The following is a 24,618-nucleotide window of genomic DNA, read 5'->3' as shown; positions in this document are numbered from 1 at the left end:
TGATTCGGGCTACGAAATTGTTCCCTCTAAAATCGGGGTTAGTTGCGATGCGGTGGATATAGAGTGCGGGATCGCGGTCACGTTCTCCCCATATCTGTGGATCGCTAAATGTCGTCGCCCAGATACAGGCAATCTCTCCGTCAATAATCATCTTCCATTGACGCTTTTCCATTATCTCCGTCTCTATCAACGCCCGTTTAAACTCTGGCCAATGGACGAAAAATTTCGACTTTTGAAAATCGGTGGCAATTTTATAGAGTCTGAAAATCTCGTCGATGTCGCTTATAGTGCTGTTTTTGATACTTATTGAGTTCATGATGCCATATACGCTAAAAGTGCGAAAACCAATCCCATAGATAATGCAAACGGGGTATATACTCGGGTATCATAATAGGCAAATTCGGATGATTTTATTTTTTTAAACAATCCTACCGCATTAAACTCACCGACACCTCTAAGCATAAATATCCCCGATAGAACCCACCCGCTAATGATAAAATAATCCCGATAGGATGACGAAGACAAATCATAAAAGTAGAGCATATAGACGACAAAAGCAAAACTGAACAAAGCTATCCCTACTATCACTGTCGCAATTTTTCCGGGATTAATTAATCGCGCTCCATTTTCTGTCGGTACAGCGATATCCATGCCGATCACCCCACCCAATGCCCAATAAAAATGAAGCAATCCGATCAGACTCAACGCGACAATAGCAAGAATGGCCAAAATAATCATATTACTCTCCAATATCCGGAAAATGCCCGACCATTTCACCGTAATTTTTATAGGTTTTAAGTGCTTCAACGACAACTTGCAAAGGCTCGGCATACAAATCGGGTAAGTCATATTCATTCTCTCCCAATTCAAATGCCAGTTTTTCATGCGGCGGGTTAAACTGCGCATCTACTCCCTCTTTGTTTCCGCGCGCATCGACTCGATACCACCCGAACTCTTTGAGACACACGGCATTCAGCCCGTGCAGGCAATAAATACCCTCGACATATTCCGAACAACTCAGCCGTTGATAGCATAGTGCCGTCGGAATACCGTTAGCGCGCAATAATGCAGCCAATAGGTGACTTTTGGCGTAGCACCACCCTTGAGCTTGTTCCAGCACTTCACTCGCACGCAGAGTCGTGATCCCCTCCCCTGCATCCCCTGTATGGCGTATTGCGTCACGAACAAACTCGAAACAGCGTTTCGCAATCTCTGTATCACTACTGTACCCTTGTGCAAGTTCACGTGCTTTTATCGCAACGGATGGATGGGTATAATCCATGATGTCAGTGGATACTAAATACTCTTCCATTTCACAAAACCCTCTTTAACTTCCGCCCGCCGGAGATTTCAAACCCTTCCCGTTCGTAAAACGATAAAGTCGCATTAAACTGTGGCAGTGATGGCGTAGTAACTTCGAGACGTTTCCAGCCTCTCTCATCGCCAAAATCTTTGACCGCTTGGGTCAACATTTTACCGATACCATGTGAACGACACGATGGACGAACATACAACTCTGCCATCGTTCCAAAAGCCCCCTCGGCATAAAGGGCAAATCCCTCATACACAGTAACAAACCCGATTAATTCGCCGTTTTCATTGTCTTGTGCGACAAATACGAAGTTTTTTTCCTGTTCGATAAACTCTGCCAAACGCGCTTTCGTCTCATCAAGATCAAAATGGAATACATCAATTCCGATTCGATCCATAATCTCTTGTAAAAGTTCGCCGACTAAGATAGCTATAGCATCCGATTGATCTTTTATAGCTCGACCAATAATAGTTTTTTGCATTATACATCCGCTTGTTTCTGAAATTGTCGCATCAACTGAATCGTTGCATTATCCACAGAGCCGTTTCGCGCTTCTATGTGTTTGATAAGTGTATCGTACCGCTCTTTCGGTAAATTTTGCCCCGCTTTTACTTTGAGCGTCATCACGTTCGGTACGATTTTATATACCCCCGTTAGCTCCATCATTTTCGTATAAATGGGGTTTGCCGCATCAATGTGATCGTATTTTCCCTCAGGCTGCATTTTCTCCATCAGAGCAGTCAACCCGAATGCTTTTTCGCGTTCATCTTTCACAGGAATCGCTTCACCGCTCATATGCACCGACGTAAAAAACTGTGTCGCGGGATATGCCGCACTGGTATCGCTAAAATACGACGGGATATAGGCATAAGGTTTTACAACCAAAAACGCTACCTTCGAACCTTCACCTATCGCTTCGACCTTTCGTCCTTCAATGCTACCATGAAAGTACACCGCCCCCTCGCGATACGCGAAATTGACCGCTACACCGTAAGGCTCATCACGGCTCATAAGTGATAACACACCGTACTCACATTCGCTTAATACCAATTCGATAGCTTGCGGGTCGGTGACTTCAAATTCTGCACGTCTCATATCGTTTTCCTCAAAAATTTTGTGATACTATATCGCCAATCTGCACTGTGCACAAGTGACAAATTATTTAATAACCATGAGGTCAGTTTATGTATATCCTCGACGCAAATTCGGATATTCCTTTACACATCCAACTCTACGAAGCACTCAAACACGACATCACAACTACTCTTGCCATCGGGAGTAAACTCCCCTCGATTCGTAAAATATCCCAAGAGTACCGCATCAGTAAAAATACCGTCGAATCCGCCTATAATCAACTCTATGCGGAGGGCTACATCGAGAGCCGTCCCAAGAGTGGTTATTATGTCGCCGAAGCAAACTATCAACCGTTTATACTGCCTGAACCGATTGCTATTAACAATAATCCAACCGCATCCTATCTCTACGATTTTTTCCCCGCACGACAAGCAAAAGCTTCCTTTCCCCTAAAGCTATGGAAACGCCTGTTGAGCAAAGCTGTCGATGAAACACTCGATCTTGGAGGATATCCTGATGGACAAGGAGAGTACAGTCTTAGAGTTGAGATCGCCCGTTATCTCACACTCTCACGCGGTGTTGTCTGTGACGCTTCTCGAATAGTGATCGGTGGAGCATTCGTCGATTCCATAAATATTTTAGCCGATCTTCTTCGAGACACTCATCCGCATTTCGCAATCGAAGATCCGGGATATGCCGTTCCCCGTACTGTATTTGAACGATTCGGCTATCACGTTTCTCCTATAGCAGTGGATGAAAACGGGTTGTGTATCGATGATCTAATTCGTTCTCAGGCCAATGCAGTCTATATCACCCCATCGCACCAATACCCTACTGGTGCCGCGATGCCCATCACCAACCGTCTAAAACTCCTTACATGGGCAAAAGAGAACAACAGCTATATCATCGAGGACGACTACGACAGCGAACTCACCTACCGCTCCCGCCCTATCCCCTCACTTCAAGGACTCGACACCGATGATCGAGTAATATACATTGGGACGTTTTCAAAAGCCCTCTCCCCTGCTCTACGGGTCGGCTATATAGTCCTTCCTCATCGATTAATAGACCAATACAAAGCTTTTCACGGCCATTTTTCCCGTGTCAGCCTCACAACACAAAAGACATTAGAACTGTTTTTACAAGAGGGTCATTGGGAACGGCATCTGAGAAAGATACGCAATCTAAACCGTAAAAAGCACGATCTTATGAAACACGCTCTCATCAAATATTTGGGAGATCAAATAGAGATTGTGAGCGAGGGTGGAGGTCTTTGCATCAATATCCGCCCAACAATTTCGATAGATTTAAACCTCTTACGTGAAAGAGCTGAAAATGCGGGACTCAAACTCTATTATACAAACGATTGTTCCTTGATCGGATGGGAGGCGATACGGATGGGATTCGGCGGATTCGAGATGGAGGAAATCGAACCTGCGGTTAGAGCGTTTGCGGAAATTGTTTTAAGAAAAACAATATATAATATGTAAAAATATGTCAATTTGTAATATTTTGGGTATGAATAAATAATTGGCCTAAAAAAGGAACTATTATGAATCGTGAAAGATATTTAGTTAAATCTAATGGTGACAATATTGAAGGTACACGAGTTGGACTTATAAATTTTTTAGAACTTTGTCAAAAGTATGGGAATGGAGTTATTGTAGTTCCTATGCTTCAAAATGTTAACCATTCCATGCTAACTACAGTACTTGGTGAAGAACTATCGAAAAAATTAATCAAAAATAGAACACTTGCAATAGAAAATGGGAAGACAATCAGCTTATGTTCGGCAAATACTCTTAAGAATTACACATATGCCAATGTATATTTAGCTTTATGGGGTTCTAAAGACACTATTCAAGTGATAGAAAAAACCTGCCACAATGGAAAGGCAATTGTTCTAGTAACTTGGATTCCGGAAGACTCGAAAGACTGGATATCACAAAACGCTGTCACTATCGTATATGATGACAATAAAGACTAACAAACGGATGGAACTACTATACGTCGCTTTATAATTGATAACAAAAGAGTGCAATACACAATAAGGTCGGAGAAAATTTGCAAAATACAATCAAATGCTACATGTGCGATAGAAATGCCATTTCATACGAACATGTGCCACCAAAAAATTTATTTCCTGAACAAAAAGATGTTGAGGAAGATTATAGAAAAGATCTTATAACCGTACCTAGCTGTGAAATACACAATAGTTCTAAAAGCGATGATGATGAATTTTTGATGGTTAGCATAGCTGGAATATTTGGTAATAACTCTATAGGATACTTACATAAATTTACAAAGGTAAATCGTGCAATTAAAAGAACTTCAAATAGATTATTAGATAAAGCATTTAAAAAAAGAAACCATTATTACCTGGAAAGAGACAATAAATTTCTTGAAATAATATGGGGAACACCAGATCATAAAAGGTTAATTAACTGCTTTGAACACATAGCTTATGGACTTCATTGTCATCATTTAAAAAAGCGTTTCAAGGGTGAGGTGAAAATTCTTCTTGGTTATCTGCATAATGAAGATGAAAGCAATCATGCTTTTGTACAATTTTTAAAAGATCGTGCAGCAATTGATTTAAAAGATTTGCCAATATATGGTGCCAATCAAGATATTTTTTATTATCAATTTACAGCCCCTGACGAACATGGAATTTATATGGTTCATATGAGATTTTATGGAGGAATCGATATTTATGCGTCATTTCTACCAGAAGACAAACCTAAACCATTCAATCTTGCAATTGAATTGATGAAAGTATGTGATGAAACTATTTTTACTCTTGGAGACAAGGAATATAGAGTAATAAATGCAAATAAATCAGAGAAGCTACTCAGGAATCTGCCTGAGGATTCTTGATTGCTCATTTTAAACGTTATGTACAGAGATAGGAAATATTAGGTGTCTAAAGAAAAAAAAAGTTTTGAGAAAAAAGTAGGTCTTAATCTTCCCCAGACAATAAAAACCAATTTTGATTTTGTTGTCGTAGATTTCTTATTTCAACAAGCATATTTTCAATCATTTTCAAAAAAAGAAAAAGAGGAATATATAGAAGAAATTTTCAACTTATATGATTTTAATAATGATGTAATGAAATTACACTACAAGGAAATGCTCAAAGAAGACTATTTTTTAGACCAACGTATGATAAATTATAAAGGAACAACACCAAGTTCACTTGAAGCATTTTTCATACTTAGTTCCCCTTTCATGCTTTTATTGCCAGTATTATTCTTTAATGCTAAAGATTTAATTTATTCACTATTACTTGAGATTTTCCAGTACTCCAATACTGTTAATATGTTAATTCTTGTTGGCTCAGTTTTTGCGGCATTCGATATTTTTTTTAATCAAACAAAGTTAGTTTCGTTTGATAATAAACTAAAGAATGTATTAAAATACTATGAGAGTTCATATATCCAAAGTATAAAAGCACATATGTTATTACACACGCGCAACACTAAATACGAACTATTGGATGTAATTTTAGTACCTCTCAATGTAACACTGGTTCTTTTATTATTTTTAAAATATTTTGAAATTGATCAAACAACGGTAAATTATATTTCTTTATTATTTTTTTTTAATGCTGTTTCATATTTATCACCAATAGTAGAGTATGGAAAGCTCAAAGCTTTATTGACTTCAGGATATGCTTTCATACTTTTAATAATGTATAACTCAAATCTGATTATATTTTTTGAACAATGCGGGTACTATTTTGTAGATATTTTAATGTTTAGTGCAATATTAAGGATATTAGCACGAATTTATAGAGAAGAATCCGACAATAGAAAAATTGCATATATCCTTTTTTTGTGTTTAGCAATGCCTTATATCATTGTAAAATTGATTTTAAAAAGCATACTTGTTCTTCTTTTTTTTCCGATACACTTCTTGATGAAAATAATAATATTTCTTAAGCCAACAAGTACAATAAGATTGTTTGGTTTTTTATTAGTTTTTATCGGAACATTAATGAATTTTAATTAGTACATAACAAGTAGAGGAGCCAAGCGGGCCACTGATTGCTCATTTTAAATGTTATGCATCAAGGAGATTTTAAATATAAATATAAGGGTCAAAAATAAAGAAATAAAGTTAAGTGTTAGGTAATACATATACCCTCTCACTTGTTTTAAACTGCATCTCCCTCGACGGGTCAATTTTCACTAACTCTCTACGCATATGCCGAAAATAAATATTGGGATCGTAATTCCAACATACAACATACGGGTCAGGCGTTAAATGTTACGATAACGATAAAGCAATAAAGGGGTCAGGTGATACCTATAGCCTCCAAATACTCTTTGGATACCTCAACAATAATGCGCCACCGCTTTCACTACCTTACCACTCTCATCGAAAAAGAAAACCTCTACCGCCTTTTTATCCAACACCGACGTATACGTGAGGGCTATCGAATCCGCTCCAACAAATACGCTATCCAGTACGAAATGTAGATCGCTAAATTTCTCCAATGCCGCCGCCCAATAAGCACCTACCGCTTCTTTGCCTCTTAGCGTCCCGCCCGATTCAGGGCTAAACGCGATAATAAACGGCGAACTCATCTCGAAATCTTCGGTGTAATGGGATAAAATTGCTTCTAAATTATGGCTATTCCACGCCTCGACCCACTCATGGGCGAAACGCTCTGCAAATACTGTATCAATCATTTATTTTCCTTTCACTGCTTTAACTCTCAATCTGACATAATCAACATGCCAACCGTCGTTTTCATCGCACAACTTCGGTTTTGTAATCCTACTAACTTCCTCTTTAAACACACTAAACTCTTCGCGACTCAAATGCGCCGTTACCCCGTTGGCAAAAAGATCAAGCCAGTTGGCAATATCATCCACTGGGGTCGGTCGAGGAATTAACTCGATGTATTCTACTCTAAAACCGCAAGACTCCAAGAGGGTACGATACTCTTCTATACTCGGAAAATACCACGGATCATCAAACACTCCAAATTCAGGGTGATTTTTAAATACCTCTTTCATCGCATCGACGGCGGTTTTACAATTACCTGCCCCTCCAAACTCTGCGACAAATCTCCCATTTGGCTTTAAGGCATCATGGATGTTTTTAACAGCGGTTTCACTCTCCTTGACCCAATGAAGCACCGCATTGGAAAAGACCGCATCAAATCGGTTTTTAAACTCCAACTCGCTCGCGCTCATGACCATAGCATCAATCCCTTTGGCACGTGCATTTTTGACCATCTCGTGACTCAAATCAACTCCCGTTACTTTCGCACCGCTCTTTTGGATTTCAAGTGCCAACGTCCCCTCACCGCATCCTAAATCCAAGATTTCTTCTCCCTCTATCGGAGCAAGCAAGTCAACGACGGGTAATGCCAAGTTCGAGACAAATGACGCATGTTTATTGTATTCCTGCGCATTCCAACTATTTTCATTCCGTTTCATCATCCCCTCATATATTCCAAGCACCTCGTCACTGCTGATCTCACCGCCTCGTTTTTGCGAAATCCGTTTTACCTCGTCGGCAAGCTTTGTCTGCATATCGTTGGGGACATCGATACCGTATATCTCTTTTAACACATACGCCACTCCCCCTTTGCCCGATTGGGAGTTGATACGGATAGAGTCTTTGTACTCTCTTCCGATGTCGCGCGGATCGATCGCCAAGTACGGTACTTCCCATCGTGGATTACTTTGTTCTCTATGATGTTCTATCCCTTTTTTGATGGCATCTTGGTGGGTACCTGAAAATGCCATGTAGATCATAGAACCCACATACGGATGACGTTCGGCAACACTCATACCTGTGATACTCGTGATACGGCTTAATATCGCATCGACTTTGTCTACTCTCAAACACGGATCGATCCCCTGCGAAAAATAGTTGAACGCCAATGCGATCAAATCGACATTCCCTGCCCTCTCACCGTTTCCAAGGATCGTCCCCTCCACTCTCTGAGCACCTGCCAATACCGCCAACTCTGCACTCGCAACCGCGCATCCTCGGTCATTGTGAGGATGGATACTGATGATGACGCTCTCACGATTTTTTATATGCTTGGACATCCACTCGATACGGTCGGCATAGATGTTCGGCGAACACGCTTCCAAGGTGTTGGGAAGGTTCAAAATCATCGGATGCTCCCGCGTCGGTTCCCACGCGCTAATCACCGCATTGGAAATATCACGGGCAAAATCCAACTCGGTTTGCGAAAAGCTCTCCGGCGAATACTCAAATACTACTTCCCCGCAAAAGCTCTGTGCTTCACGTTTGATACATGCCACCCCCTCTAACGCCAACTCAATGATCTGCTCACGACTTCGGCGAAAGACGACACTGCGCTGATTCGATGCGGTCGGATTGTACAAATGCATCGTGATCCGCTTCGCTCCTTGTAATGCCTCGAAACTGCGAACGATATGACGCTCTATAGAGGGGACAAGGACTCCGATAGTGACATCTTCAGGAATCAACCCCTCTTCGATCAATCGACGGCAAAAATCAAACTCCGTCTGTGACGCGCTGGGATAGGCAACCTCAATCTCTTTGAACCCGAACTCAACCAACGCTTTAAAATAGGCAACCTTTTGTTCTATTCCCATAGGGTTTGCTAACGCTTGATTCCCATCACGTAAATCGGTACTGACCCATCGCGGGGCAACTGTGGCAGATTTATCTGCCCACTCTCTTTTATCCAATTTTACCGTTGGATACGGCGTATATTTTGTATGCGTGTGCATAGAGATATCCTCATATAGTTAACAATGAAAAAATGCTGACATATGGACGTATTACGCCCGATGCGGCAAAACTAAAAATTAAAAAAAAGAAATTGAAAAAGTGGAAATTACAGCAGGTTCAGCAGGAGGAGAGAGAGGCTCGCGATACGGTTATCCGTAATGGGTTGTGAAATAGGCATAGTATGACTTTTCATGGTCTCTCCTTTGTATGTATTGTTGAAATTGTATCTGTAAATAATTGAGAATGCAACCCTGTTGTATTCGAATGGATCTTTTTTTAATGGTTATCAAAATATTTGCCGATATATCTCTAACTCCAAAAGGAGGATAACTAATGGATCCAATCAATTCACAAGGTGGAATGGGACCGCAGATGTACGCTTTGAAAAAAGCGATTCACACGCAAGATCAAGGGATTATGAAATTGCTTGAGAGTGCCCCCGTTCCTCAAGATTCAAACGCATCACTAGCTGCCGAGCTGACCGGAATAGGTCAGAATCTTGACATCAAGGCTTGATTTTAGCATTCAGCTAAGCTCAAGCCATCTTGATGCTATACTGATTGCATGAAAGAAATTTACGATAACACCCATTTTAGAATCTCTCACAACGGCGAAGAGATCGATTTTACCATTGACACCCTACCTACTTACGCACCCTTTAATGCGCCCTTTGCCATTCTCACCGCATGGAATCCAAACAATCAACCACTAAGTCTTGAGGAAAACACAACGCGTAACGAAGAGCTCTTTGAGAAGCTTTTAGAGTATGGTCATCCGTTTGATGAAGCATTGGGGTATTTGGAGGAACATAGCGAAGAGAGTTATTGTATTTATGAGATCACGTTTGAAGAGGCGATTGAATTAGCTAAAGCTTTTGAGCAATACGCCATTTTCTATCGCGGAAACAATACTGTCGGTTACTATGAAGTAGAGACATCCCATATAGTAACCGAAAGATCTTTGAGCTTAACGAACGATTTTAGACACCAGGCAATAGACGCATGAAACTCTATATATCTTTCAGTGACTTCTAGATTAAATTTTCGACTAATAGAAATAATTGTTTCAACAAGAATAAAATCATTAAACTCTTTTTTATTTAAAGGTCATAATCCCATACCCTTTGTTCTGATATCCGATTGTGTCAATAAAGCTGTCTTTTGAAAGCCGGATATAGGGAAGCACCTCTTTTGTGTCAACATCGTTTGCCTTCAAAGACATGGCACACGCAACAATTTCCACATTCTTTTCTTCTGAAAGACGTTTCATCGTCTCCTGAGCTTTTTGAATGTATTGAATCTCTTCATTAGCGACAAACTCATCATAATTTCCTAAAACTATCGGAAAACATCCGCCATGTACGGTAATGGCAAAAGTTGCCTTATCCCCTTGCTCTTCTATAAGCTGCAGAGTTTTTTCAATCAATGAGATGCGGCTATGAATATAACGGGCATCATCAGAACTGCAATCGAATACAGCCTTGTATTCTTGAGCATTTAAAACGGCCGCTGATACACACCATAACAAGGCTAGATATTTCAACATATTTATTCCCCCAATGCGAAAACATTGGAGAGGGTATTGATGTAGTTGAAATAACCGGTAATCGCTACTGCTTCGAATATTTGAACATCGGTGTATCCAAGCGCTTTAAGCGCATCGATCTCTTCTTTGAGAATTTTATAGTTCTCTTTTTTCGATGCTTTGATACAGAAATTAAGAAGTGCTTTTTCGGCATTGCTCGTCGTGATGGACTCTACTCCCTCTAACACCTCTTCGATCCGCTGTTCGGAGAGTCCGAGCATTTTAGCGATCCCTTTATGGACGTCGACGCACATTTTACAGCCGTTTTCTTTTGAGATCAAAAGAGCAATTGACTCTTTGGTATCATAGGAGAGATGCGTTTCATTCAATAAAAAACGCTGTACCATCCCATCCGTAGCTAAATAGATATTTTCATCCAAGGCCAACAGTTTAAAAATCTCACCGAGTTTACCCGTTTTTTCTAATATCGGGCGTGCTTTTTCTTGGATAGTGGGAGACATCTCCCCAAATTCGGGTAATGCTATATGGGCCATTGTTTTCCTTTTTATGTGATTGAATTGATTGAATACTACGGTGCAATCCAGAAAAATACACCAAGAGCGACGATGATCAGCTGCAATGACATGATCGCCGTTGTGCCGACAATATTGCCTAATTGGCAACTTGTACACTGTTTATAGATTCTAGACTCATAAAAGGCATAGAAAAAATAAGCAATCATCAAAAGCGGTACGAGTAAAAGGAGATAAAAATCGATTTGATAGAGGATTTGGCGCAACTCGTCTGAAATAAAAAACGGAATAATAAAACTCACGGTAATGATGCTCATCACATATTTAGCTCCGCGTTTGAAATAATCGCGAACAAATACCATTGGGCAGGCACTGCCGTTAGCTATAAGACCAAATTCAAGATGATCGTTAATGCGTTGTTTCATCTCTTTATCAACGCGATCCACAAAAGTACTTCCGAAACAATAATCAAGATGGTGTTGAAAAACACGTGCCAAATCGCCGCAGAGATCTTTGTATTGCGGCTCACCTTTTTCATTTTCAAAAACAACCGTTACATTTTCAAATCGATCAACATCGACGCTTATCCCATCATAATAAAGACTTCGTTCCGTTTGTGTCGTTTGTCCACTGCATTTGATCAGACGTGCATTAATAAATGGAAAGTATTCATCCCCCTCTTTAATCACGATAACGCTATATTGGATACCGATCATAATGGCACTCAATGCCTCCAAATCGTTTGCCTTCATTGTATCAACCATATCGTTGACCCATTGAAGTAACTCCTCGTTAAAAAAGCGAACATTGGCTGAAATCAGACGGATTCGCGAATCTGGATATTTTAGCAAAGGTTGAACCATTCAAGAGCCTTGAGTTTAACAAAATAGGTTAAAGCCGATAAACAATAAGTGTTAAGTAACGCTTTACGTTTTGCATTATAAGGTATAATTCTTTTATTCGTATTAATCAAGGATGTTTTGTGGATTACAAGATCTCAGAATTAGTAGCACTTACCCATGTTCCAAAATCAACTATTTTATATTACATCAAAGAGGGATTGCTTCCAGAAGCAATCAAAATCAAATCGAATGTCCACTGCTACAGTGAAGAACACGTTGAATTAATCAAGTATATAAAATACATGCAGCAGGAAATGGGAAGTTCCATCGAGGAGATCAAAGGGATTTTACAAAATAAAAACCAATCGATGGCCAGTTCTTTTTCGATGCTTGCTCCTCTTATGGAAACGCTAAGTGCTATCCCACCAACAGCAAAACATTACACAAAAAAAGAGTTTACCGATTCTTTCGATATTGATCCTGCATTGCTGGATCAACTTTTAAAAGACGGAATCTTGGTTCCCACAGGGGAGGATGATTTTACCGATAAAGAAGCTTCACTCATTCGTTTGATTGAAGACTACATCGATATTGGTCTTGAATACGCTTTACTCAAAGAATACGTCATACAAGCAAAACTACTCGCCAATTTGGAATGTCAACTGCAACAGCAGCTTTGCAAAAAACGAACGGATGAAACCTTTTCAACCCTTTGGAAAATCATGTTTGAGACACTTTTTAATGCCAAGTCTTATCTTTTCAGTCGTTATACCCATAAAGAACTACTCAAAGTTTTACAAGATGAACTTCAAAAGAACCAGAACCTCTCTTAAAGTTCAAGCGCCAACCATTTATGAGTTTCCAATGCTCTCCCATGTACGTCGAAGTTTTTGAGTGTAATAGATCAAAGCATCTTCACGACCTAGCCGTTTTGGTTTCTCTTTAATGTGCAGTGTAGTACGAAACTCCCCATCAATCATTTTGATACTGGATATCTCATCCATGACACACTCACCATAGGTGCGCCCTTTGGCTGCTTCGGTTTTAATCTGGGAATGAAGTTGTAATTCTTCTATCTCTTCCATTTTCTGTTCTCACCTTAGTCTCGAAGGCTATCAGGGAGATTACGATCACGTTTGAGCGCATCGATAGCAGCATCGACAGCCCGTTTGAGTTTGAGCGCCGCTTCGAGTCCCTCTTTGTCTTTAGTGATGTTGAGGGTTCCCTCAATCCTAATGGTGTCGGTACCGTTTTGAATAAGGAGATTACCGATAGTGAATCCGTCCGTGTCGTTCTCATACGCCATAAAAGGTTGCTGCATAGTATTCCTCTCTTATGGATGTTTATCATTAGCGCAATGATAACATACCTCTAAGCCTCAGCAGCGTTTTATTGCACCTAGTGTTTATTATTCATTCATCGCTCTAAGGAGGCTAAAAAACGCTCTGGGACCATACATACGATCTTCCAATGATCGTAGAGACTCTAAAATCTCAGTTTGTTTGGAGAGAACGATGTAAAACCTTGCCTGTACCGGATTGTGACGGATGATGGTTACCACCGCCCTCCCCTCATACAGCCTCTCGAATTTTACTTTGGCTTCCATCATTGTTGTGGGTCTCATCAGGGTAAAGATACCAAATGGTGGCGATGGATTCTATGGGAAAAAGGTGTTTCAGGAGGAGAAACTTTCCGAAGTCTCCGATATCACCGCTATAGCGATTTTGCAAAATAAACTACTCCGAAGTCTTTACTAATCGATATTTTTGTAATCGACTATGGGGTTTATCGGGGATAGTGTGTTGCACTATTTCACTATCAAGCAATTTATTCATCAGATCATTAAGATAGCGTGTAGGTTTATCTTTACCGAGTTTCTGCGCGATTTGAGACTTCGATAAAGGTCCTTGTTCTAGAAGATGAATAATTTGTGTCGTCATATCCGACTCTACCCCTGACTCTACCCCTGACTCTACCCCTGACTCTACCCCTGATTTGAATATCGTGACTAAAAAGCCGCCGTCTTCTTCAACCATTTGCACATCCAGTAATCCCGCTTCCTGACATGCTTCGATGATTTTGATCGTACCCCGTCCCCAGGAGTCGATATATCCTGCTTTGAAACAAACATCGGCGATGATGGGATTACGTGGACGGGACGGGTGCTGACGTCTCAGCGCATCCAGACTCATTCCTTCCGGGAGTATCCCTTCGTTCCAAATACTAATCTTTTGATCATAGATTCGGATTTGTGTCATGCTTCCCATATAGTTACGATGGACTAGTGCATTGAGCAACATCTCTCGTAGAGCCGCTACTGGGTATTCTCCTTTTTCAATTCTCTGTAACCCTTCAAACTCTATCGGCTTGATCAAAAATTTACGATTGAGCTGATTGGGAACTTCATGCAGCAGTTGAACGAGATTCCCCTCTTCATTCTCCTGAAAACGCAGATTGGCATCATTGATTCCAAAACGTCCTAACTTCACCGTGAGATTTGGATAAAACTTACCGGGATCTTTGCCAAAGAGTATGATAGCGGCACGTTTTATCCCTTTTTCATCGGCAAGACGGAGTTTTTCAAGAATCTGAAATGTCGAAAGACCACTCACATCGGGCAAACGCCCTTTTCCTTCTGCTTCCGTGATAAAGCGATTGAGGCTGGGGACGTCAATATCTTCTAAGGTAGCCAACGGCTCGATCGCGTTATCCCACGTTTTACCCGCTTTTTTGAGCAAAAATTCATTGAGTGCCGCACCGGTATATTCCGTTTTTGTACTGCCGCTTCGATAATAGTAATGACCGCGAAGCGATACGGCTACATCGTAAGGGGGAATGATGATTTCGATATAGTGACCAGTATCTTCTTCTTTCAGATTAACTTCCGCCATGATCCCTAAATGGTTACGAATTTTATTGGGAATATCTTCGAGCAGTTTCTTGGTATCACTGAGACCGACTACCACTCCATTGTCATCAATGCCGATATAGATAGTGCCGCCGTGAGCGTTTGCAAATCCGCATACCCATTCTAGGTATTTATCATGCCAGCTCTCTTTGAATTCAACGTTTTGGCTTTCGTTTTTAAGCAGCATTACATTCCCATATATGAAGCGTTTGTTTGGATATTAGAATTTTATCACTCATTTTATATTTAATTACCACATTCCCTTGTAATACTTATCCTACAGTGATCGTCGAGAAATATGTTAAAATAAATACTAAAGTTGTGCATGCACAACTCTCCTATTTATTCTCCAATGAGCTCTTTAATTTGATTAATCAAAGATTCAACTTTTTCTTTTTTATCAGCTTCTAATCCTAACGTATTAATGAGAATTTTATTTTTAGACACTTCTACTCGATCTTTAGTTTTTGTTGGTTTAGATAACGCTTTTTTTATGGCCTCCAACGCATCGGTTCGTGAAAGGGTCTTAATTTGCGAATAAAGCTTTTCTATAAGATCACTATTTACTTTGTTGAGAGAGGATAAAACTGTAATATCACTGTACCTATCTGCTTTGATTTGATCAAGAAGAGAAGAGGGGAGTCGGAGAACAGATAAGGTTTTAGATAGCCAACTTTTTGACACTCCAATAGCTTCTGCCAAATCATTTTGAGTTTCTACGATTTTATCTTCAAGAATCTTCTTAAATGCAATCGCATTTTCAATAGGGTTCATTTCACTTCGTTGTAGATTTTCGACCAGAGGTAAAAGTGCCAGTTGTGCATGCACAACTTTGTCCATAACCACCGCTTTAATAAACTCTTTTTCAAGCAGCTTATGCGCTTCAAAACGTCTATGCCCAGCAATAATAGTCAATACCTCATTATCCTTGCTGACAACAATAGGTTGTAAAAGACCATTTTGTTCTATAGAGTCCGCAAGCTCTTTAAGTGCAATGGGTTCCATTTCTATACGAGGTTGATAAGGATTAGCTTGTAGTTTAGAAAGAGGGATTTCGATTACAACATCAGGATTTTTTTCGACGGCTTGGATCTGCTCTGTTAAAGCTGCATTTTGTGAGATTTTCTTTGCTAATGAGTAATCAATCTTTTTTCTTGTCATTTATCCCTACCTTACGTTTAATCTCTTTTACAAACTCTTTTAACTCTTTTGTCGATTCCGATTTTTTGTCTAATTCTCTAACACTGAATCCATAAGCAACACTATTTGCAAAGTCAACGCGTCTGCGCATCATTGAATCCATCAGGCTGAAATGTTTAGAACTGTTGATAAACGCGTTTACTTCATCAAATTTTTTCTGATTTGGATTGGTTTTGTTAAGAACAACATTCGTAACAATGCTCACACCTGATTGTTCTGACAATTCACGCAAGATACTCTCATACTTTTGCAGTCCTAAAATCTCTGTAAATTCACTCGATACCGGAGTAATGATGAAATCACTCACTAAAATAGCAAAACGGTTAAGACTTGAGTCAAATCCTCCCGAATCTACAATTACGATTGTCTCATCGTCCATAGATTCAAAATAGTTTTCGAGTTCTTCTGCTGTAGTGAAAATATGAACAGGCAAAGGTGTCTGACCCATCTCTTCTCGAATTTGATTATAGGCAGTTACGGTTTGCTGAACATCCAAGTCTATAACTTCAACGTTATTCTTTCGTGCTAATTCTAATGCTATGTTATAGGCGAGGGTGGATTTCCCTACACCGCCCTTTTGGTGCGATATTGTAATAATCATCTTACATCCCAATCTATTTGCCTTAGTATAGCAAAAATCATGCCCTAGTGTTAGTGTTGTTAGTATTTTTGTGAGTTGAAGCAAAGTATGCTAAAATATCTCATACAATAGCAAAGGAAGTTGATGACTCACCAGTTATACGATATTGATCTCGAACGTACTTTGCTGGCAAGTTTGATATTTGAACCAAATTTAATTAATGATTTTTTTCATCAGCTTAATTCACAAGAACTCTGTTTTCATGAATCTCACCAAGTTATTTTAAAAACTATTTTGAATCTTCATTCTAACGGTGTACCAGTAGAAGAGGGGATGATCAACAATACTTTGAAAAAAAATGGTCATCTTGTTGAGAATGAACTGGTCTTAATTCTCACTGCAACTCCTGTTGCAACTATTCGACCTTACATAGACTCCTTGGGTGAGTTAAGCAACAAACGTCAGTTAACTTCTCTTATTCATTCATTCAATCATGACCTTCATAATGAGTCTATTGCTTCTACAGCTTTGCTCTCAAAGACCCTAGAAAAGTTTGAAAATTTCAGACAAACCCACCGAGTAGAATTGTTTGAAACACATGATATTGTTTCACTTAAAGCGGAAGAGGCTGATTTTATTTGTAAAGAGTGGCTACCTTTTCCTAAAAAAACCGTTTCTCTCATTTCTGCTCCGGGAGGAAGTGGCAAAAGTTGGATGGTTTTACAGCTTATGATGCGATACCTCATTGAATCACCAACAAGTAAAACATTTGCATGGTTATCTGAAGACCCGATTGGATTAACCGCTCATCGTTCTGAAAAAATTGCTTCTTCAATAGTCGCCAAGCCTTTGGAATACTTCAAGGGTAGAATGGCAATTAGTAACAGTCCCACAATCCAAGTATTGATAGAACAGGGTAGGGGAGTCGAAGTCAATGCTTTTTTTAGCGATTTCAAAAAAAGTCTTTCTATTTATGATCTGATTATCCTTGACCCGCTTATCGCCTTCTTCGGAGCAGATGAAAACAACAATGCACATGCTCGAAAATTCATGCAACTATTTACCGAATGGGCTGCAAAAGAGAATAAAACAATTATCTTTATCCATCATAGTACAAAGAACACCACTCAAGCACGTGGTGCGAGTGCGTTTACCGATGCGGTACGCTTAGTCTATGAAGTCAGTGTTGTTACTGATAAAAAAGGAGAAGTTGATGAAACTCGTAGTCATTTACGAAAAATCTCTCTCACCAAAGATAACTATGGCGCTGCAAAACTTTTGGGAGGCAAATATGTTTCACGACAGATTTTTCCCGAAACAAAAATAGACCCCCAATCGTTCATGAAGGATTTCTAAATGGAAAAGCAACAACTAATTTTCAAAGAATTTGATATAGTTAAAAAATTCGAAAACTCGAATGCTACAGTTAGCGAACTACGAACAGGTGTTTTTGCCCCAATTGAAAAAATTAGTTCTACCTCTAAAACCTACACACAATTCATTGAAAATCAAAAGAAACGCTATATAGAAACCAGCTGGGGTAAAACCGTCATCAAAGGTAATATTCTCACTCAAACTCATAGGGATTTATTGGATTGTCTTTTTGCAGGGGCAAAAGAGATTAAAGAACTCGATGGAGGAGCCATCGCTATTTATTTTTCTACCTCTGATATTCTCAAATCTTACAGTGGGACAACATCGCGCAATACTAAATGGCTCAAAGATAAACTCGACGAAATCCAAACAACTGCTATCGAGTTTCGAACGACTGATGGTGAAGACTTCTATAGTTTCAACATTATTAGCTCTTTTGCCTACAGTACAAAGCATAAAAGTTTTGGTATCGTCATCACACCTGAATATCGAAAATATTTCGAAGATCAGCTTACCGTTAATTACACTAAAGAATTACCAAAACTTCTAAAAGTTAAAAGTGCTCTCCTTCGAGCGGTTATCCGCTTCTTTTGGACACATGCACAAGCAAGTACTATGAGTATCGATAATCTTCTCCAAACCATTGGGTTTCCAATGGAATCCATCCGTACAAAACAAACGGCTATCAAAGAGATCCGAGATAGTGCTGAACTTTTGAAAGATTATGGAATCACTTATGAGCCAAAAACAAAATTGATTTACCGTAAAGCTTCTTTCGACAATAGCATTACCTTTATGAGTACTCCAAATAAAACAAAAGAACTTCCAGGTCTTTCTGAGGAATAGGGTGAGTCAAGGGGTAAAGACCCTTGATCTCTCCCGTTCACCTATAGATATCTATTTATTCTATAAATATCTATAAATACCTATAGAGCTTCACAATATGACTTCGTTTTATGAGGTATATGACTTCGTTTTGTCACTAAATGACTTCGCCAAAGTAGTATATGACTTCGTAAGATGTATTAAATGACTTCGCGACTATAGGTCAAATATATATTTCTTCACAATATGACTTCGTTTTTTCTTACTATTCGCATTTCTATATGCGGATAATAATACCAATGTGATCCAAAACGTAGTCAAATTGTGCATGTAATAGGCTAAATCATAAAAATAGTAACAATATTCAATGGATGAAACCAAAGAATATAAATACTTCACAATATGACTTCGCTTTTTGAGTGAAGGGAGGATGTCAGTAGGAGAATTTGATACAAAATTCACAATATGACTTCGCTTTAGAGAGTTACTAGCAAAAAATTCACAATATGACTTCGTAATTACAGCATAGTTATATAAAAAAATAAATCTAAACCCGCGCAGGTGTAGATGAAAAATACTCTTAGAAAATCCCTATATTGTTGGATTTAAGAGACTTTATTTGCAGTTTTTAGGGAAAATAAATGAGAGTGAAAACGAAAAGGTAAGTGATGAAAATTTTTATTTTGTAACCAGGAATTATTTCCCGGCTACTTTTTCTTTGAGAACAGAGCTTGCAGCGAATTTAGCGACAGTTGTTGCAGGTTTGCTGTAGGTCTTATCTGTACCTGGAACTTTTCCTTCTTTAGCAGCTTGAGTAGCTGTTTTGAATGATCCGAATCCCGGAAGTGCTACATCTTCTTTAGCACTTAATGCTTCAGTGATAGCAGCAGTAACTGCATCGATAGCCGCGTCGGCTGCAGCTTTTGAAGAGTATTCTCCATGTTTTTGTACGAGTTCTACAAATTGTGCTTTATTCATGAGTGTCCTTGGTCAATAATTTGAAGGCGCGATTATAGCATGCTAAAGAGGGGAAAGGAAATTTTTGAAATCGATTGATTGTGATTATAAGTGAAATAATAGAAGCAGGGGAGGGGACTTCTCCCCTAGAGTTTAGCGATATACTCAGAAAGTGTTTTCATATCGGCGTCATTAAGAGCTGCAGTCTGACCTTTCATGATAGCACCCATACCTTTGGTATTACGAGTACCTGCTTTATAGGCTTTAAGGGCATCGAGGGTTTTAGCTGAACTCCATCCTGCAATCACTTCTGATTTGCCTAGAGCGGCCTTTTCGCCTTTGGTTCCATGGCATGCAGCGCATTTGCTATAAAGGGCAGATCCATCTGCCGCACCTAGAATTGCAGTGAGTGTTAAAAGGGCAAGTAACGTTTTCATAATCATCCTCCTGTGAGAATCTAAAGGTTCTCTTTTTATATAGGAGAAGTATAAAAAAAGATCGTGGAGCCATCGTGAAAGTAAAGCGCAAGCAATTAAACGTAACAATCATGCCATGATTGATTATTCCTTCCCTCTCTACCGTCCCCCGGCTGAAGCCGACAATATAATCATCCAAGCAACACTCGGATGCAGTCACAACCGATGCAGCTTTTGCACCATGTACAAAACCAAACGCTATACAATACGTCCATTCAATGAGGTACAGCAGGAGGTTGAAGCCCTTGCACACGCGTATCCGAACGCGAATAAAGTGTTCTTAGCCGATGGAGATGCACTCGCACTTCAAACGGATCATCTCGCAAAGTTGTTACGTTTACTAAAAACCTCGTTTCCAAGACTCACACGTGTATCGCTCTATGCTACGGCGCAGAACTTTTTGGAAAAAAGTGTTGATGAGCTAAAAGAGCTTAGAGCAGTGGGGCTAAGTCTGGCGTACTTTGGGATCGAGACGGGGAATGATGAACTGCTGAATAATATCGATAAAGGGGTTAATGCGGATCAGATTATAGAAGCACTCCATCGTGCTTATCAGGCTAATATCAAGATCTCTGCAACCGTGATACTGGGAATAGGGGGGATAGAATATACCCGAGAGCATATTCATGATACGGCCAAATTGATTAACGCCACACCGATAACCTATCTCTCTACCTTGCAGCTAGGATTGGAAGAGGGTGCAAAGGAACGATTCCTAAAAGCATTTGATTCCTTTACTCCATTAAATGACCTACAGATTCTGCACGAACAGCGCGAATTGCTTTCCCTCATCAATCCACCGCAAAAAATCATCTTCAGGTCTAACCATGCCTCCAATGCACTGCATCTCTCCGGTACCTTGCCAAAAGACTCTAAAAAGTTAATGGCTCAAATTGATGATGCCTTGAGGGTAGGGGAGGGCGCTTTGATTCCCAAATGGTTTCGAGGATTTTAATGTTGATGATTTTGGAGAGAAGAGGGGAAAAATAGAAAGTAGAATATTGACAAATCCAAAAAATAAATTCTTAGATTAAACATCCTTCTTCTTGATATTTTTCGAAAATAAAAACCTCTTGAATTTCCCCTGATTCACTGCTAAAATTTCCCCAGTCGCGACCGAGAACGTTCTCACCTTTTGGAAAAGAGCCGTGTAAGACTAACGCACTCTTTTCACTTACAGCCAAAGATCCTGATCAGATTTTTGCCACTGTCGAATTGTAAAAAAAGGCCCAATCAGAGGAGGATCTTCTGATGTCTGATTTCGGATAAAACGAAGTCATGTTGTGAAGAGTGATCTTTGATTGCTCTTCCTTTAAAAGAACGGAGAAATAGTATGAATTTTGTAATGAGTGTACTAATAGTTGGATTGTGTATCGCAAGTGTAGGGTTGATCCTTTATACCCTTAGACGACAAAAACCGCTTGGCAACCAAAAACTCATCGCCCTCATCGATGAGCGTATTGCGTTTAACACTAGAGGCGATGAGATGGAGCGAATTATATTTGGAGGAGAGGAGAGTGTTTGGAACGCTCCACACTACGCCAAACTCAAAGGGGAAGTGAGCGAGCATCTTCGAGAAGTTGAACTTGACAGTGTCATTGTGTTAATCGAGCATCAGCGTCTAAAGATGCTTCAAATTGAGGAGTTGAAGCTGAAATTGCAATTGATGGAAAAACAAGGGGGAGAGAATGAGCACCTTTGATTTTCAGATGATCGGGGTTTCTGCCTTTATTGTCCTTTTTATCATTCTTGCAGGGATGTTTGAGCGACGGTTCGTGTGGATAGGGATTGGAAATATCCTTTTAGTGATGCTCTATTGGGGCAATGATATTTGTTCCAGAAGCGAACGTGTTGCCTTCTTTGAAAATCAGTTCACTCAAGGCCAAGAGATTATCTGCCGTGATGAGCATGCCAAACCTGTGTTGATCTCCCGCTCTAATGGATGGGAGGTACGAGAGCACTATGCGTTTAAAGCCGATCAAGGGATTGATCTATTGGAAGATCTGTGCGAAGTCCCCTCAAAAGAGATACCGGCGGGTATCGCTACTGAGTGGTTGATGGCAGCACTGGCTCTTTTTACGTTGTGGCTGATCATAATGACAATAGTGTTGTTTCGATCTTATGGGAAGAAAAAAGAGCCTATTGATCAAGGAGAGAAAAATGTGTAATATATTCGTATGGATTACGACTATTGTTCTGATTGCTGTGTTGACGTATGCTCTATACATGAGAAATGTAAAAGTAAAGAGCAATGCTGCGCAATTGGAAAAAATCAACCAAGAGCGCGAAGAGACAGAAAAATGGGTACGCGGAGCAGACTTGGCTGCCAAAGACTACAGCTCCGATCCTGAGCTAAAAGAGTGGATGGACTTTGTCGAAGATATCCCCGAAACCTATACACGAAGCGAGATTTATGCGTACGATGAGTTTGCAGCCAATATCGAAGCAGTAATGGAAAAACTTTCCTCCGGTGAACTCGAAAAAATAGGGATCGGTTACAACGATACCCTTTTTGCTGTTGTACTGCCTATTAGAAAAAAAGGAGAAGATCATGAAAGATTCTAAAACACTTTATTTGATCATTGCAATCGGCTGCGGTATCGCATCCGGGTATTGGATGAAAACCCCTTCAGCTGAAAGCGGTCAAGCGGTTTTAATCGCAGCGCTATCACTGGTCTTTATCGGTATCGCCGGCTTGATCGGGAAACGTTTGAATAAAACCTATAATCACCCTTATGAAAACAACCCTGAGCAGAGCGGTCAATAACCGCTTGCGATACTACCGTATCGAACTGATCGATAACCTCTTTGGAGAGAGTCTGCTCATCCGCACGTACGGAAGCCTCCTGCGTGCAAAAGCAACCCGAACCATAACAGAGGTCTATTCGAACCGGTTCGATGCACACAGAGCCTATGAGAAGCTACTAGAGCTAAAAACCCGCAAGGGCTATCGATAAAAGAGCAAACATGAAACGGCTCATCATCTGGGGAGGATTTTACCTCCCCGCACTTGTATTGGCATGGAGAGCTCAGATTCTCACCGATTATCTGCAAAGTATTGTCGGTGTGCTGCTGGGAGCTCTGCTGTGCTATCTCCTCACCCATAGAGAGACTCCGTGGGTGAGAAATCTGTTGGAGCGGTTTTAAACGCTCCGGCACAATATAGAAAGATTCACACAACAATGAAACAACAAAGGAATAAAGATGCTAAAACTATTAGTATTGATCGCACTGGTCTATCTGTTTATTCGCATGCTCCTAAACTACAAAGCGTCATTATCTCCTACGAAGACGTGGAAGCAGAACAACCACAGCTTTATCCACAATTTCGATCTCTTCACACAGAGCGACAATTCGTTTGGATATCACCAAAAATATCAAGGGATAGAGATTAATCCCGCTACCGGTTTGCCTATGATGGGGTGTGTTGATGTCTGCGGTAACCCTTATGGGTTTGATATGCACCACTGTGGCAGCAGTCATGGTTTTAGTGACCATGGAAGTAGTTTTGGAGGATATGGTCATGATGACTAAAGCCAAACGTATTGCCGGAGTATTGCTCCTAATCGATGTGATCGTGTTTGGTTCCAGTGCTCTGTATGCACTGGTCATGAGCACCTACGGAGGATAAGATGACTATTGTCCTCACTAACCATGCATTAAAGCGGCTAAAAAAACGGTTCGGCATTAAATCCAAACCCACGGCAGAGCGTTATGCCGAGTCGATTATACGGGGTGGTAAGTCTTTTGTGCTGGAGAATGGTTGTGTCCGTTATCTCTATCTAGGGCACAGCTATATTTTTACAAACACAACCAACACTGAGGATGAAGCGGTATTGCTAATGCTCACCGCGTGCAATGATGAAAAAAGCAGTGAATACTCTATTTATCGCCAAGGGGAACGTAAAAAACACTCCACCCCAAAGAGGTCTCACTTTCAGCGTTCTATCGCTTGAGATGAGAATCAATCGACTTTAAAAAAATCAGTGATGTCGCATTCGAGAATATGGGCGATCTGATAGAGGTGCTTGATATTAAAGTGCTGTTTATCAAGATAGAGCTCACTCTGAGAGATAAGACCGGGGGATTTGAGATTCATCGCAAATGAGAGATCAAGCTGAGTCAAACCATGGTGCTCACGAAGCGCTTTGACGTTTCTTCCGATACGTCGATACAGCTCATCAACATCCTCTTGGGTAAGATCTTCCAGTGTTCTCAATGCGGCTCCAAATAATTAGTAATTACTATTTAGAGTGTACTTATGTT

The 24,618-nt window shown here is 40.1% G+C and carries 38 protein-coding genes and 1 pseudogene; 19 read left to right on the top strand and 20 right to left on the bottom strand.

Translation table 11 applies throughout. The features are described from left to right. From PHR02_RS08045 to PHR02_RS08025, 5 genes and pseudogenes are all read right to left on the bottom strand, one after another. A pseudogene (locus PHR02_RS08045) lies at positions 1-316 on the bottom strand (GNAT family N-acetyltransferase); the annotation flags it as partial. Then, positions 313-738 carry a DUF3995 domain-containing protein gene (locus PHR02_RS08040; RefSeq protein ID WP_299990903.1) on the bottom strand — a complete coding sequence of 142 codons (426 nt, stop codon included), beginning with the start codon at positions 736-738 and terminating at the stop codon, positions 313-315. The gene PHR02_RS08040 and the pseudogene PHR02_RS08045, both read right to left, overlap by 4 nt. 1 nt (position 739) lies before the next feature. Next, complete coding sequence (locus PHR02_RS08035; protein WP_299990901.1) at positions 740-1,312, bottom strand: transglutaminase family protein; 573 nt, start codon at positions 1,310-1,312, stop codon at positions 740-742. 1 nt (position 1,313) lies between these two features. Then, positions 1,314-1,793, bottom strand: a complete 480-nt coding sequence (locus tag PHR02_RS08030) for a GNAT family N-acetyltransferase (protein ID WP_299990899.1) — start codon at positions 1,791-1,793, stop codon at positions 1,314-1,316. Next, a complete protein-coding gene (locus PHR02_RS08025) occupies positions 1,793-2,407 on the bottom strand; it encodes a pyridoxamine 5'-phosphate oxidase family protein (RefSeq protein WP_299990897.1) in 615 nt (204 codons plus the stop codon). Before PHR02_RS08025 ends, PHR02_RS08030 begins: the two co-directional genes overlap by 1 nt. A gap of 89 nt (positions 2,408-2,496) precedes the next feature. Here PHR02_RS08025 and PHR02_RS08020 point away from each other — a divergent pair, with 89 nt between their 5' ends. The 4 genes from PHR02_RS08020 to PHR02_RS08005 all read left to right on the top strand — a co-directional run bounded on the left by PHR02_RS08020 (position 2,497) and on the right by PHR02_RS08005 (position 6,397). Then, entirely contained in the window at positions 2,497-3,876 is a 1,380-nt protein-coding gene (locus PHR02_RS08020) for a PLP-dependent aminotransferase family protein (RefSeq protein WP_299990896.1), read from the top strand. 62 nt (positions 3,877-3,938) lie between these two features. Further along, the gene (locus tag PHR02_RS08015; protein WP_299990894.1) at positions 3,939-4,373 is read left to right on the top strand and encodes a hypothetical protein; all 435 of its coding nucleotides are present in this window, start codon (positions 3,939-3,941) and stop codon (positions 4,371-4,373) included. 101 nt (positions 4,374-4,474) lie between these two features. Next, on the top strand, positions 4,475-5,263 hold the full coding sequence (locus PHR02_RS08010; RefSeq protein WP_299990892.1) for a hypothetical protein: 789 nt from the start codon (positions 4,475-4,477) through the stop codon (positions 5,261-5,263). A gap of 42 nt (positions 5,264-5,305) precedes the next feature. Further along, positions 5,306-6,397 (top strand): hypothetical protein, encoded by a 1,092-nt coding sequence (locus tag PHR02_RS08005; protein WP_299990890.1) that lies wholly within the window; start codon positions 5,306-5,308, stop codon positions 6,395-6,397. A 326-nt stretch (positions 6,398-6,723) separates the two neighbouring features. On the opposite strand, the gene PHR02_RS08000 is transcribed toward PHR02_RS08005, so the two are convergent. Continuing rightward, on the bottom strand, positions 6,724-7,080 hold the full coding sequence (locus tag PHR02_RS08000; RefSeq protein WP_299990888.1) for a nuclear transport factor 2 family protein: 357 nt from the start codon (positions 7,078-7,080) through the stop codon (positions 6,724-6,726). Continuing rightward, complete coding sequence (locus PHR02_RS07995; protein WP_299990886.1) at positions 7,081-9,132, bottom strand: 2-isopropylmalate synthase; 2,052 nt, start codon at positions 9,130-9,132, stop codon at positions 7,081-7,083. A gap of 32 nt (positions 9,133-9,164) precedes the next feature. Here PHR02_RS07995 and PHR02_RS07990 point away from each other — a divergent pair, with 32 nt between their 5' ends. The 3 genes from PHR02_RS07990 (at position 9,165) to PHR02_RS07980 (ending at position 10,138) form a co-directional block, all read left to right on the top strand. After that, positions 9,165-9,302, top strand: a complete 138-nt coding sequence (locus PHR02_RS07990; protein ID WP_299990884.1) for a hypothetical protein — start codon at positions 9,165-9,167, stop codon at positions 9,300-9,302. Positions 9,303-9,466: 164 nt separating this feature from the next. Further along, on the top strand, positions 9,467-9,649 hold the full coding sequence (locus PHR02_RS07985) for a hypothetical protein (protein WP_299990882.1): 183 nt from the start codon (positions 9,467-9,469) through the stop codon (positions 9,647-9,649). Positions 9,650-9,697: 48 nt separating this feature from the next. Continuing rightward, positions 9,698-10,138, top strand: a complete 441-nt coding sequence (locus tag PHR02_RS07980; RefSeq protein WP_299990880.1) for a DUF3293 domain-containing protein — start codon at positions 9,698-9,700, stop codon at positions 10,136-10,138. Positions 10,139-10,228: 90 nt separating this feature from the next. Here PHR02_RS07980 and PHR02_RS07975 read toward each other — a convergent pair whose 3' ends face one another. From PHR02_RS07975 to PHR02_RS07965, 3 genes are read right to left on the bottom strand one after another with little or no spacing between them, the layout of a single operon-like run. After that, on the bottom strand, positions 10,229-10,678 hold the full coding sequence (locus tag PHR02_RS07975) for a DsrE family protein (RefSeq protein ID WP_299990878.1): 450 nt from the start codon (positions 10,676-10,678) through the stop codon (positions 10,229-10,231). Positions 10,679-10,680: 2 nt separating this feature from the next. Beyond that, positions 10,681-11,211 (bottom strand): carboxymuconolactone decarboxylase family protein, encoded by a 531-nt coding sequence (locus tag PHR02_RS07970; protein WP_299990876.1) that lies wholly within the window; start codon positions 11,209-11,211, stop codon positions 10,681-10,683. Positions 11,212-11,246: 35 nt separating this feature from the next. Continuing rightward, complete coding sequence (locus PHR02_RS07965) at positions 11,247-12,053, bottom strand: peptide deformylase (protein ID WP_299990874.1); 807 nt, start codon at positions 12,051-12,053, stop codon at positions 11,247-11,249. Between the two features lie 119 nt (positions 12,054-12,172). Here PHR02_RS07965 and PHR02_RS07960 point away from each other — a divergent pair, with 119 nt between their 5' ends. Next, entirely contained in the window at positions 12,173-12,865 is a 693-nt protein-coding gene (locus tag PHR02_RS07960; protein ID WP_299990873.1) for a MerR family transcriptional regulator, read from the top strand. Positions 12,866-12,883: 18 nt separating this feature from the next. Here PHR02_RS07960 and PHR02_RS07955 read toward each other — a convergent pair whose 3' ends face one another. From PHR02_RS07955 to PHR02_RS07930, 6 genes are all read right to left on the bottom strand, one after another. Next, positions 12,884-13,117: a hypothetical protein gene (locus PHR02_RS07955; RefSeq protein ID WP_299892082.1), complete on the bottom strand. Its 234-nt coding sequence runs from the start codon at positions 13,115-13,117 to the stop codon at positions 12,884-12,886. Positions 13,118-13,131: 14 nt separating this feature from the next. Beyond that, positions 13,132-13,353: a hypothetical protein gene (locus PHR02_RS07950; protein WP_299990871.1), complete on the bottom strand. Its 222-nt coding sequence runs from the start codon at positions 13,351-13,353 to the stop codon at positions 13,132-13,134. Positions 13,354-13,440: 87 nt separating this feature from the next. Further along, entirely contained in the window at positions 13,441-13,656 is a 216-nt protein-coding gene (locus PHR02_RS07945) for a hypothetical protein (protein WP_299990869.1), read from the bottom strand. Between the two features lie 112 nt (positions 13,657-13,768). Beyond that, positions 13,769-15,127 carry an ATP-binding protein gene (locus tag PHR02_RS07940; RefSeq protein ID WP_299990867.1) on the bottom strand — a complete coding sequence of 453 codons (1,359 nt, stop codon included), beginning with the start codon at positions 15,125-15,127 and terminating at the stop codon, positions 13,769-13,771. Between the two features lie 155 nt (positions 15,128-15,282). After that, a complete protein-coding gene (locus PHR02_RS07935) occupies positions 15,283-16,101 on the bottom strand; it encodes a ParB/RepB/Spo0J family partition protein (RefSeq protein WP_299990865.1) in 819 nt (272 codons plus the stop codon). Beyond that, a complete protein-coding gene (locus PHR02_RS07930; RefSeq protein WP_299990863.1) occupies positions 16,082-16,741 on the bottom strand; it encodes a ParA family protein in 660 nt (219 codons plus the stop codon). Before PHR02_RS07930 ends, PHR02_RS07935 begins: the two co-directional genes overlap by 20 nt. Positions 16,742-16,864: 123 nt before the next feature. On the opposite strand from PHR02_RS07930, the gene PHR02_RS07925 reads away from it, so the two are divergent. Together PHR02_RS07925 and PHR02_RS07920 are read left to right on the top strand one after the other, a co-directional pair. Beyond that, positions 16,865-18,076, top strand: a complete 1,212-nt coding sequence (locus PHR02_RS07925; protein ID WP_299990861.1) for an AAA family ATPase — start codon at positions 16,865-16,867, stop codon at positions 18,074-18,076. Next, on the top strand, positions 18,077-18,940 hold the full coding sequence (locus tag PHR02_RS07920; protein WP_299990859.1) for a RepB family plasmid replication initiator protein: 864 nt from the start codon (positions 18,077-18,079) through the stop codon (positions 18,938-18,940). 675 nt (positions 18,941-19,615) lie between these two features. Here PHR02_RS07920 and PHR02_RS07915 read toward each other — a convergent pair. Both PHR02_RS07915 and PHR02_RS07910 read right to left on the bottom strand, forming a co-directional pair. Then, positions 19,616-19,897 (bottom strand): HU family DNA-binding protein, encoded by a 282-nt coding sequence (locus PHR02_RS07915; RefSeq protein WP_299892109.1) that lies wholly within the window; start codon positions 19,895-19,897, stop codon positions 19,616-19,618. A 125-nt stretch (positions 19,898-20,022) separates the two neighbouring features. After that, a complete protein-coding gene (locus PHR02_RS07910; protein WP_299892112.1) occupies positions 20,023-20,313 on the bottom strand; it encodes a c-type cytochrome in 291 nt (96 codons plus the stop codon). 115 nt (positions 20,314-20,428) lie between these two features. Here PHR02_RS07910 and PHR02_RS07905 point away from each other — a divergent pair, with 115 nt between their 5' ends. Then, a complete protein-coding gene (locus PHR02_RS07905; RefSeq protein ID WP_299990857.1) occupies positions 20,429-21,307 on the top strand; it encodes a radical SAM protein in 879 nt (292 codons plus the stop codon). 70 nt (positions 21,308-21,377) lie between these two features. Here the strand turns inward: PHR02_RS07905 and PHR02_RS07900 are convergent, their stop codons facing one another. Beyond that, entirely contained in the window at positions 21,378-21,536 is a 159-nt protein-coding gene (locus PHR02_RS07900) for a hypothetical protein (protein WP_299990855.1), read from the bottom strand. A gap of 161 nt (positions 21,537-21,697) precedes the next feature. On the opposite strand from PHR02_RS07900, the gene PHR02_RS07895 reads away from it, so the two are divergent. The 8 genes from PHR02_RS07895 to PHR02_RS07860 all read left to right on the top strand — a co-directional run bounded on the left by PHR02_RS07895 (position 21,698) and on the right by PHR02_RS07860 (position 24,308). Then, on the top strand, positions 21,698-22,054 hold the full coding sequence (locus PHR02_RS07895; RefSeq protein ID WP_299990853.1) for a hypothetical protein: 357 nt from the start codon (positions 21,698-21,700) through the stop codon (positions 22,052-22,054). Then, positions 22,041-22,520, top strand: coding sequence for a hypothetical protein (locus tag PHR02_RS07890; protein ID WP_299990852.1), 480 nt, complete (start codon positions 22,041-22,043; stop codon positions 22,518-22,520). Before PHR02_RS07895 ends, PHR02_RS07890 begins: the two co-directional genes overlap by 14 nt. Continuing rightward, complete coding sequence (locus tag PHR02_RS07885) at positions 22,513-22,917, top strand: hypothetical protein (protein ID WP_299990850.1); 405 nt, start codon at positions 22,513-22,515, stop codon at positions 22,915-22,917. The genes PHR02_RS07890 and PHR02_RS07885 overlap by 8 nt, the downstream gene beginning before the upstream one ends. Next, a complete protein-coding gene (locus PHR02_RS07880) occupies positions 22,904-23,119 on the top strand; it encodes a hypothetical protein (protein WP_299990848.1) in 216 nt (71 codons plus the stop codon). The genes PHR02_RS07885 and PHR02_RS07880 overlap by 14 nt, the downstream gene beginning before the upstream one ends. Continuing rightward, positions 23,088-23,309, top strand: a complete 222-nt coding sequence (locus tag PHR02_RS07875) for a WGR domain-containing protein (protein WP_299990846.1) — start codon at positions 23,088-23,090, stop codon at positions 23,307-23,309. Before PHR02_RS07880 ends, PHR02_RS07875 begins: the two co-directional genes overlap by 32 nt. A gap of 10 nt (positions 23,310-23,319) precedes the next feature. After that, positions 23,320-23,499, top strand: coding sequence for a hypothetical protein (locus tag PHR02_RS07870; RefSeq protein WP_299990845.1), 180 nt, complete (start codon positions 23,320-23,322; stop codon positions 23,497-23,499). 57 nt (positions 23,500-23,556) lie between these two features. Further along, on the top strand, positions 23,557-23,886 hold the full coding sequence (locus PHR02_RS07865) for a hypothetical protein (RefSeq protein ID WP_299990843.1): 330 nt from the start codon (positions 23,557-23,559) through the stop codon (positions 23,884-23,886). A gap of 98 nt (positions 23,887-23,984) precedes the next feature. After that, positions 23,985-24,308: a hypothetical protein gene (locus tag PHR02_RS07860; RefSeq protein WP_299990841.1), complete on the top strand. Its 324-nt coding sequence runs from the start codon at positions 23,985-23,987 to the stop codon at positions 24,306-24,308. Between the two features lie 8 nt (positions 24,309-24,316). Here the strand turns inward: PHR02_RS07860 and PHR02_RS07855 are convergent, their stop codons facing one another. Then, positions 24,317-24,571, bottom strand: a complete 255-nt coding sequence (locus tag PHR02_RS07855) for a helix-turn-helix transcriptional regulator (protein WP_299891182.1) — start codon at positions 24,569-24,571, stop codon at positions 24,317-24,319. Between the last annotated feature and the right edge of the window lie 47 nt (positions 24,572-24,618).

Origin of the sequence: Sulfuricurvum sp., from assembly GCF_028688295.1 — a bacterium.
Taxonomy (GTDB): Bacteria; Campylobacterota; Campylobacteria; order Campylobacterales; family Sulfurimonadaceae; genus Sulfuricurvum.
This window is presented reverse-complemented; position numbering and strand designations above follow the sequence as displayed.

Coding starts and splice junctions, on each gene's coding strand:
- PHR02_RS08040 (WP_299990903.1), bottom strand. CDS start 738: ATGATTATTTTGGCCATTCTTGCTATTGTCGCGTTGAGTCTGATCGGA.
- PHR02_RS08035 (WP_299990901.1), bottom strand. CDS start 1,312: ATGGAAGAGTATTTAGTATCCACTGACATCATGGATTATACCCATCCA.
- PHR02_RS08030 (WP_299990899.1), bottom strand. CDS start 1,793: ATGCAAAAAACTATTATTGGTCGAGCTATAAAAGATCAATCGGATGCT.
- PHR02_RS08025 (WP_299990897.1), bottom strand. CDS start 2,407: ATGAGACGTGCAGAATTTGAAGTCACCGACCCGCAAGCTATCGAATTG.
- PHR02_RS08020 (WP_299990896.1), top strand. CDS start 2,497: ATGTATATCCTCGACGCAAATTCGGATATTCCTTTACACATCCAACTC.
- PHR02_RS08015 (WP_299990894.1), top strand. CDS start 3,939: ATGAATCGTGAAAGATATTTAGTTAAATCTAATGGTGACAATATTGAA.
- PHR02_RS08010 (WP_299990892.1), top strand. CDS start 4,475: ATGTGCGATAGAAATGCCATTTCATACGAACATGTGCCACCAAAAAAT.
- PHR02_RS08000 (WP_299990888.1), bottom strand. CDS start 7,080: ATGATTGATACAGTATTTGCAGAGCGTTTCGCCCATGAGTGGGTCGAG.
- PHR02_RS07995 (WP_299990886.1), bottom strand. CDS start 9,132: ATGCACACGCATACAAAATATACGCCGTATCCAACGGTAAAATTGGAT.
- PHR02_RS07990 (WP_299990884.1), top strand. CDS start 9,165: ATGCTGACATATGGACGTATTACGCCCGATGCGGCAAAACTAAAAATT.
- PHR02_RS07985 (WP_299990882.1), top strand. CDS start 9,467: ATGGATCCAATCAATTCACAAGGTGGAATGGGACCGCAGATGTACGCT.
- PHR02_RS07980 (WP_299990880.1), top strand. CDS start 9,698: ATGAAAGAAATTTACGATAACACCCATTTTAGAATCTCTCACAACGGC.
- PHR02_RS07975 (WP_299990878.1), bottom strand. CDS start 10,678: ATGTTGAAATATCTAGCCTTGTTATGGTGTGTATCAGCGGCCGTTTTA.
- PHR02_RS07970 (WP_299990876.1), bottom strand. CDS start 11,211: ATGGCCCATATAGCATTACCCGAATTTGGGGAGATGTCTCCCACTATC.
- PHR02_RS07965 (WP_299990874.1), bottom strand. CDS start 12,053: ATGGTTCAACCTTTGCTAAAATATCCAGATTCGCGAATCCGTCTGATT.
- PHR02_RS07955 (WP_299892082.1), bottom strand. CDS start 13,117: ATGGAAGAGATAGAAGAATTACAACTTCATTCCCAGATTAAAACCGAA.
- PHR02_RS07950 (WP_299990871.1), bottom strand. CDS start 13,353: ATGCAGCAACCTTTTATGGCGTATGAGAACGACACGGACGGATTCACT.
- PHR02_RS07945 (WP_299990869.1), bottom strand. CDS start 13,656: ATGAGACCCACAACAATGATGGAAGCCAAAGTAAAATTCGAGAGGCTG.
- PHR02_RS07940 (WP_299990867.1), bottom strand. CDS start 15,127: ATGCTGCTTAAAAACGAAAGCCAAAACGTTGAATTCAAAGAGAGCTGG.
- PHR02_RS07935 (WP_299990865.1), bottom strand. CDS start 16,101: ATGACAAGAAAAAAGATTGATTACTCATTAGCAAAGAAAATCTCACAA.
- PHR02_RS07930 (WP_299990863.1), bottom strand. CDS start 16,741: ATGATTATTACAATATCGCACCAAAAGGGCGGTGTAGGGAAATCCACC.
- PHR02_RS07925 (WP_299990861.1), top strand. CDS start 16,865: ATGACTCACCAGTTATACGATATTGATCTCGAACGTACTTTGCTGGCA.
- PHR02_RS07920 (WP_299990859.1), top strand. CDS start 18,077: ATGGAAAAGCAACAACTAATTTTCAAAGAATTTGATATAGTTAAAAAA.
- PHR02_RS07915 (WP_299892109.1), bottom strand. CDS start 19,897: ATGAATAAAGCACAATTTGTAGAACTCGTACAAAAACATGGAGAATAC.
- PHR02_RS07910 (WP_299892112.1), bottom strand. CDS start 20,313: ATGAAAACGTTACTTGCCCTTTTAACACTCACTGCAATTCTAGGTGCG.
- PHR02_RS07905 (WP_299990857.1), top strand. CDS start 20,429: ATGATTGATTATTCCTTCCCTCTCTACCGTCCCCCGGCTGAAGCCGAC.
- PHR02_RS07895 (WP_299990853.1), top strand. CDS start 21,698: ATGAGTGTACTAATAGTTGGATTGTGTATCGCAAGTGTAGGGTTGATC.
- PHR02_RS07890 (WP_299990852.1), top strand. CDS start 22,041: ATGAGCACCTTTGATTTTCAGATGATCGGGGTTTCTGCCTTTATTGTC.
- PHR02_RS07885 (WP_299990850.1), top strand. CDS start 22,513: ATGTGTAATATATTCGTATGGATTACGACTATTGTTCTGATTGCTGTG.
- PHR02_RS07880 (WP_299990848.1), top strand. CDS start 22,904: ATGAAAGATTCTAAAACACTTTATTTGATCATTGCAATCGGCTGCGGT.
- PHR02_RS07875 (WP_299990846.1), top strand. CDS start 23,088: ATGAAAACAACCCTGAGCAGAGCGGTCAATAACCGCTTGCGATACTAC.
- PHR02_RS07870 (WP_299990845.1), top strand. CDS start 23,320: ATGAAACGGCTCATCATCTGGGGAGGATTTTACCTCCCCGCACTTGTA.
- PHR02_RS07865 (WP_299990843.1), top strand. CDS start 23,557: ATGCTAAAACTATTAGTATTGATCGCACTGGTCTATCTGTTTATTCGC.
- PHR02_RS07860 (WP_299990841.1), top strand. CDS start 23,985: ATGACTATTGTCCTCACTAACCATGCATTAAAGCGGCTAAAAAAACGG.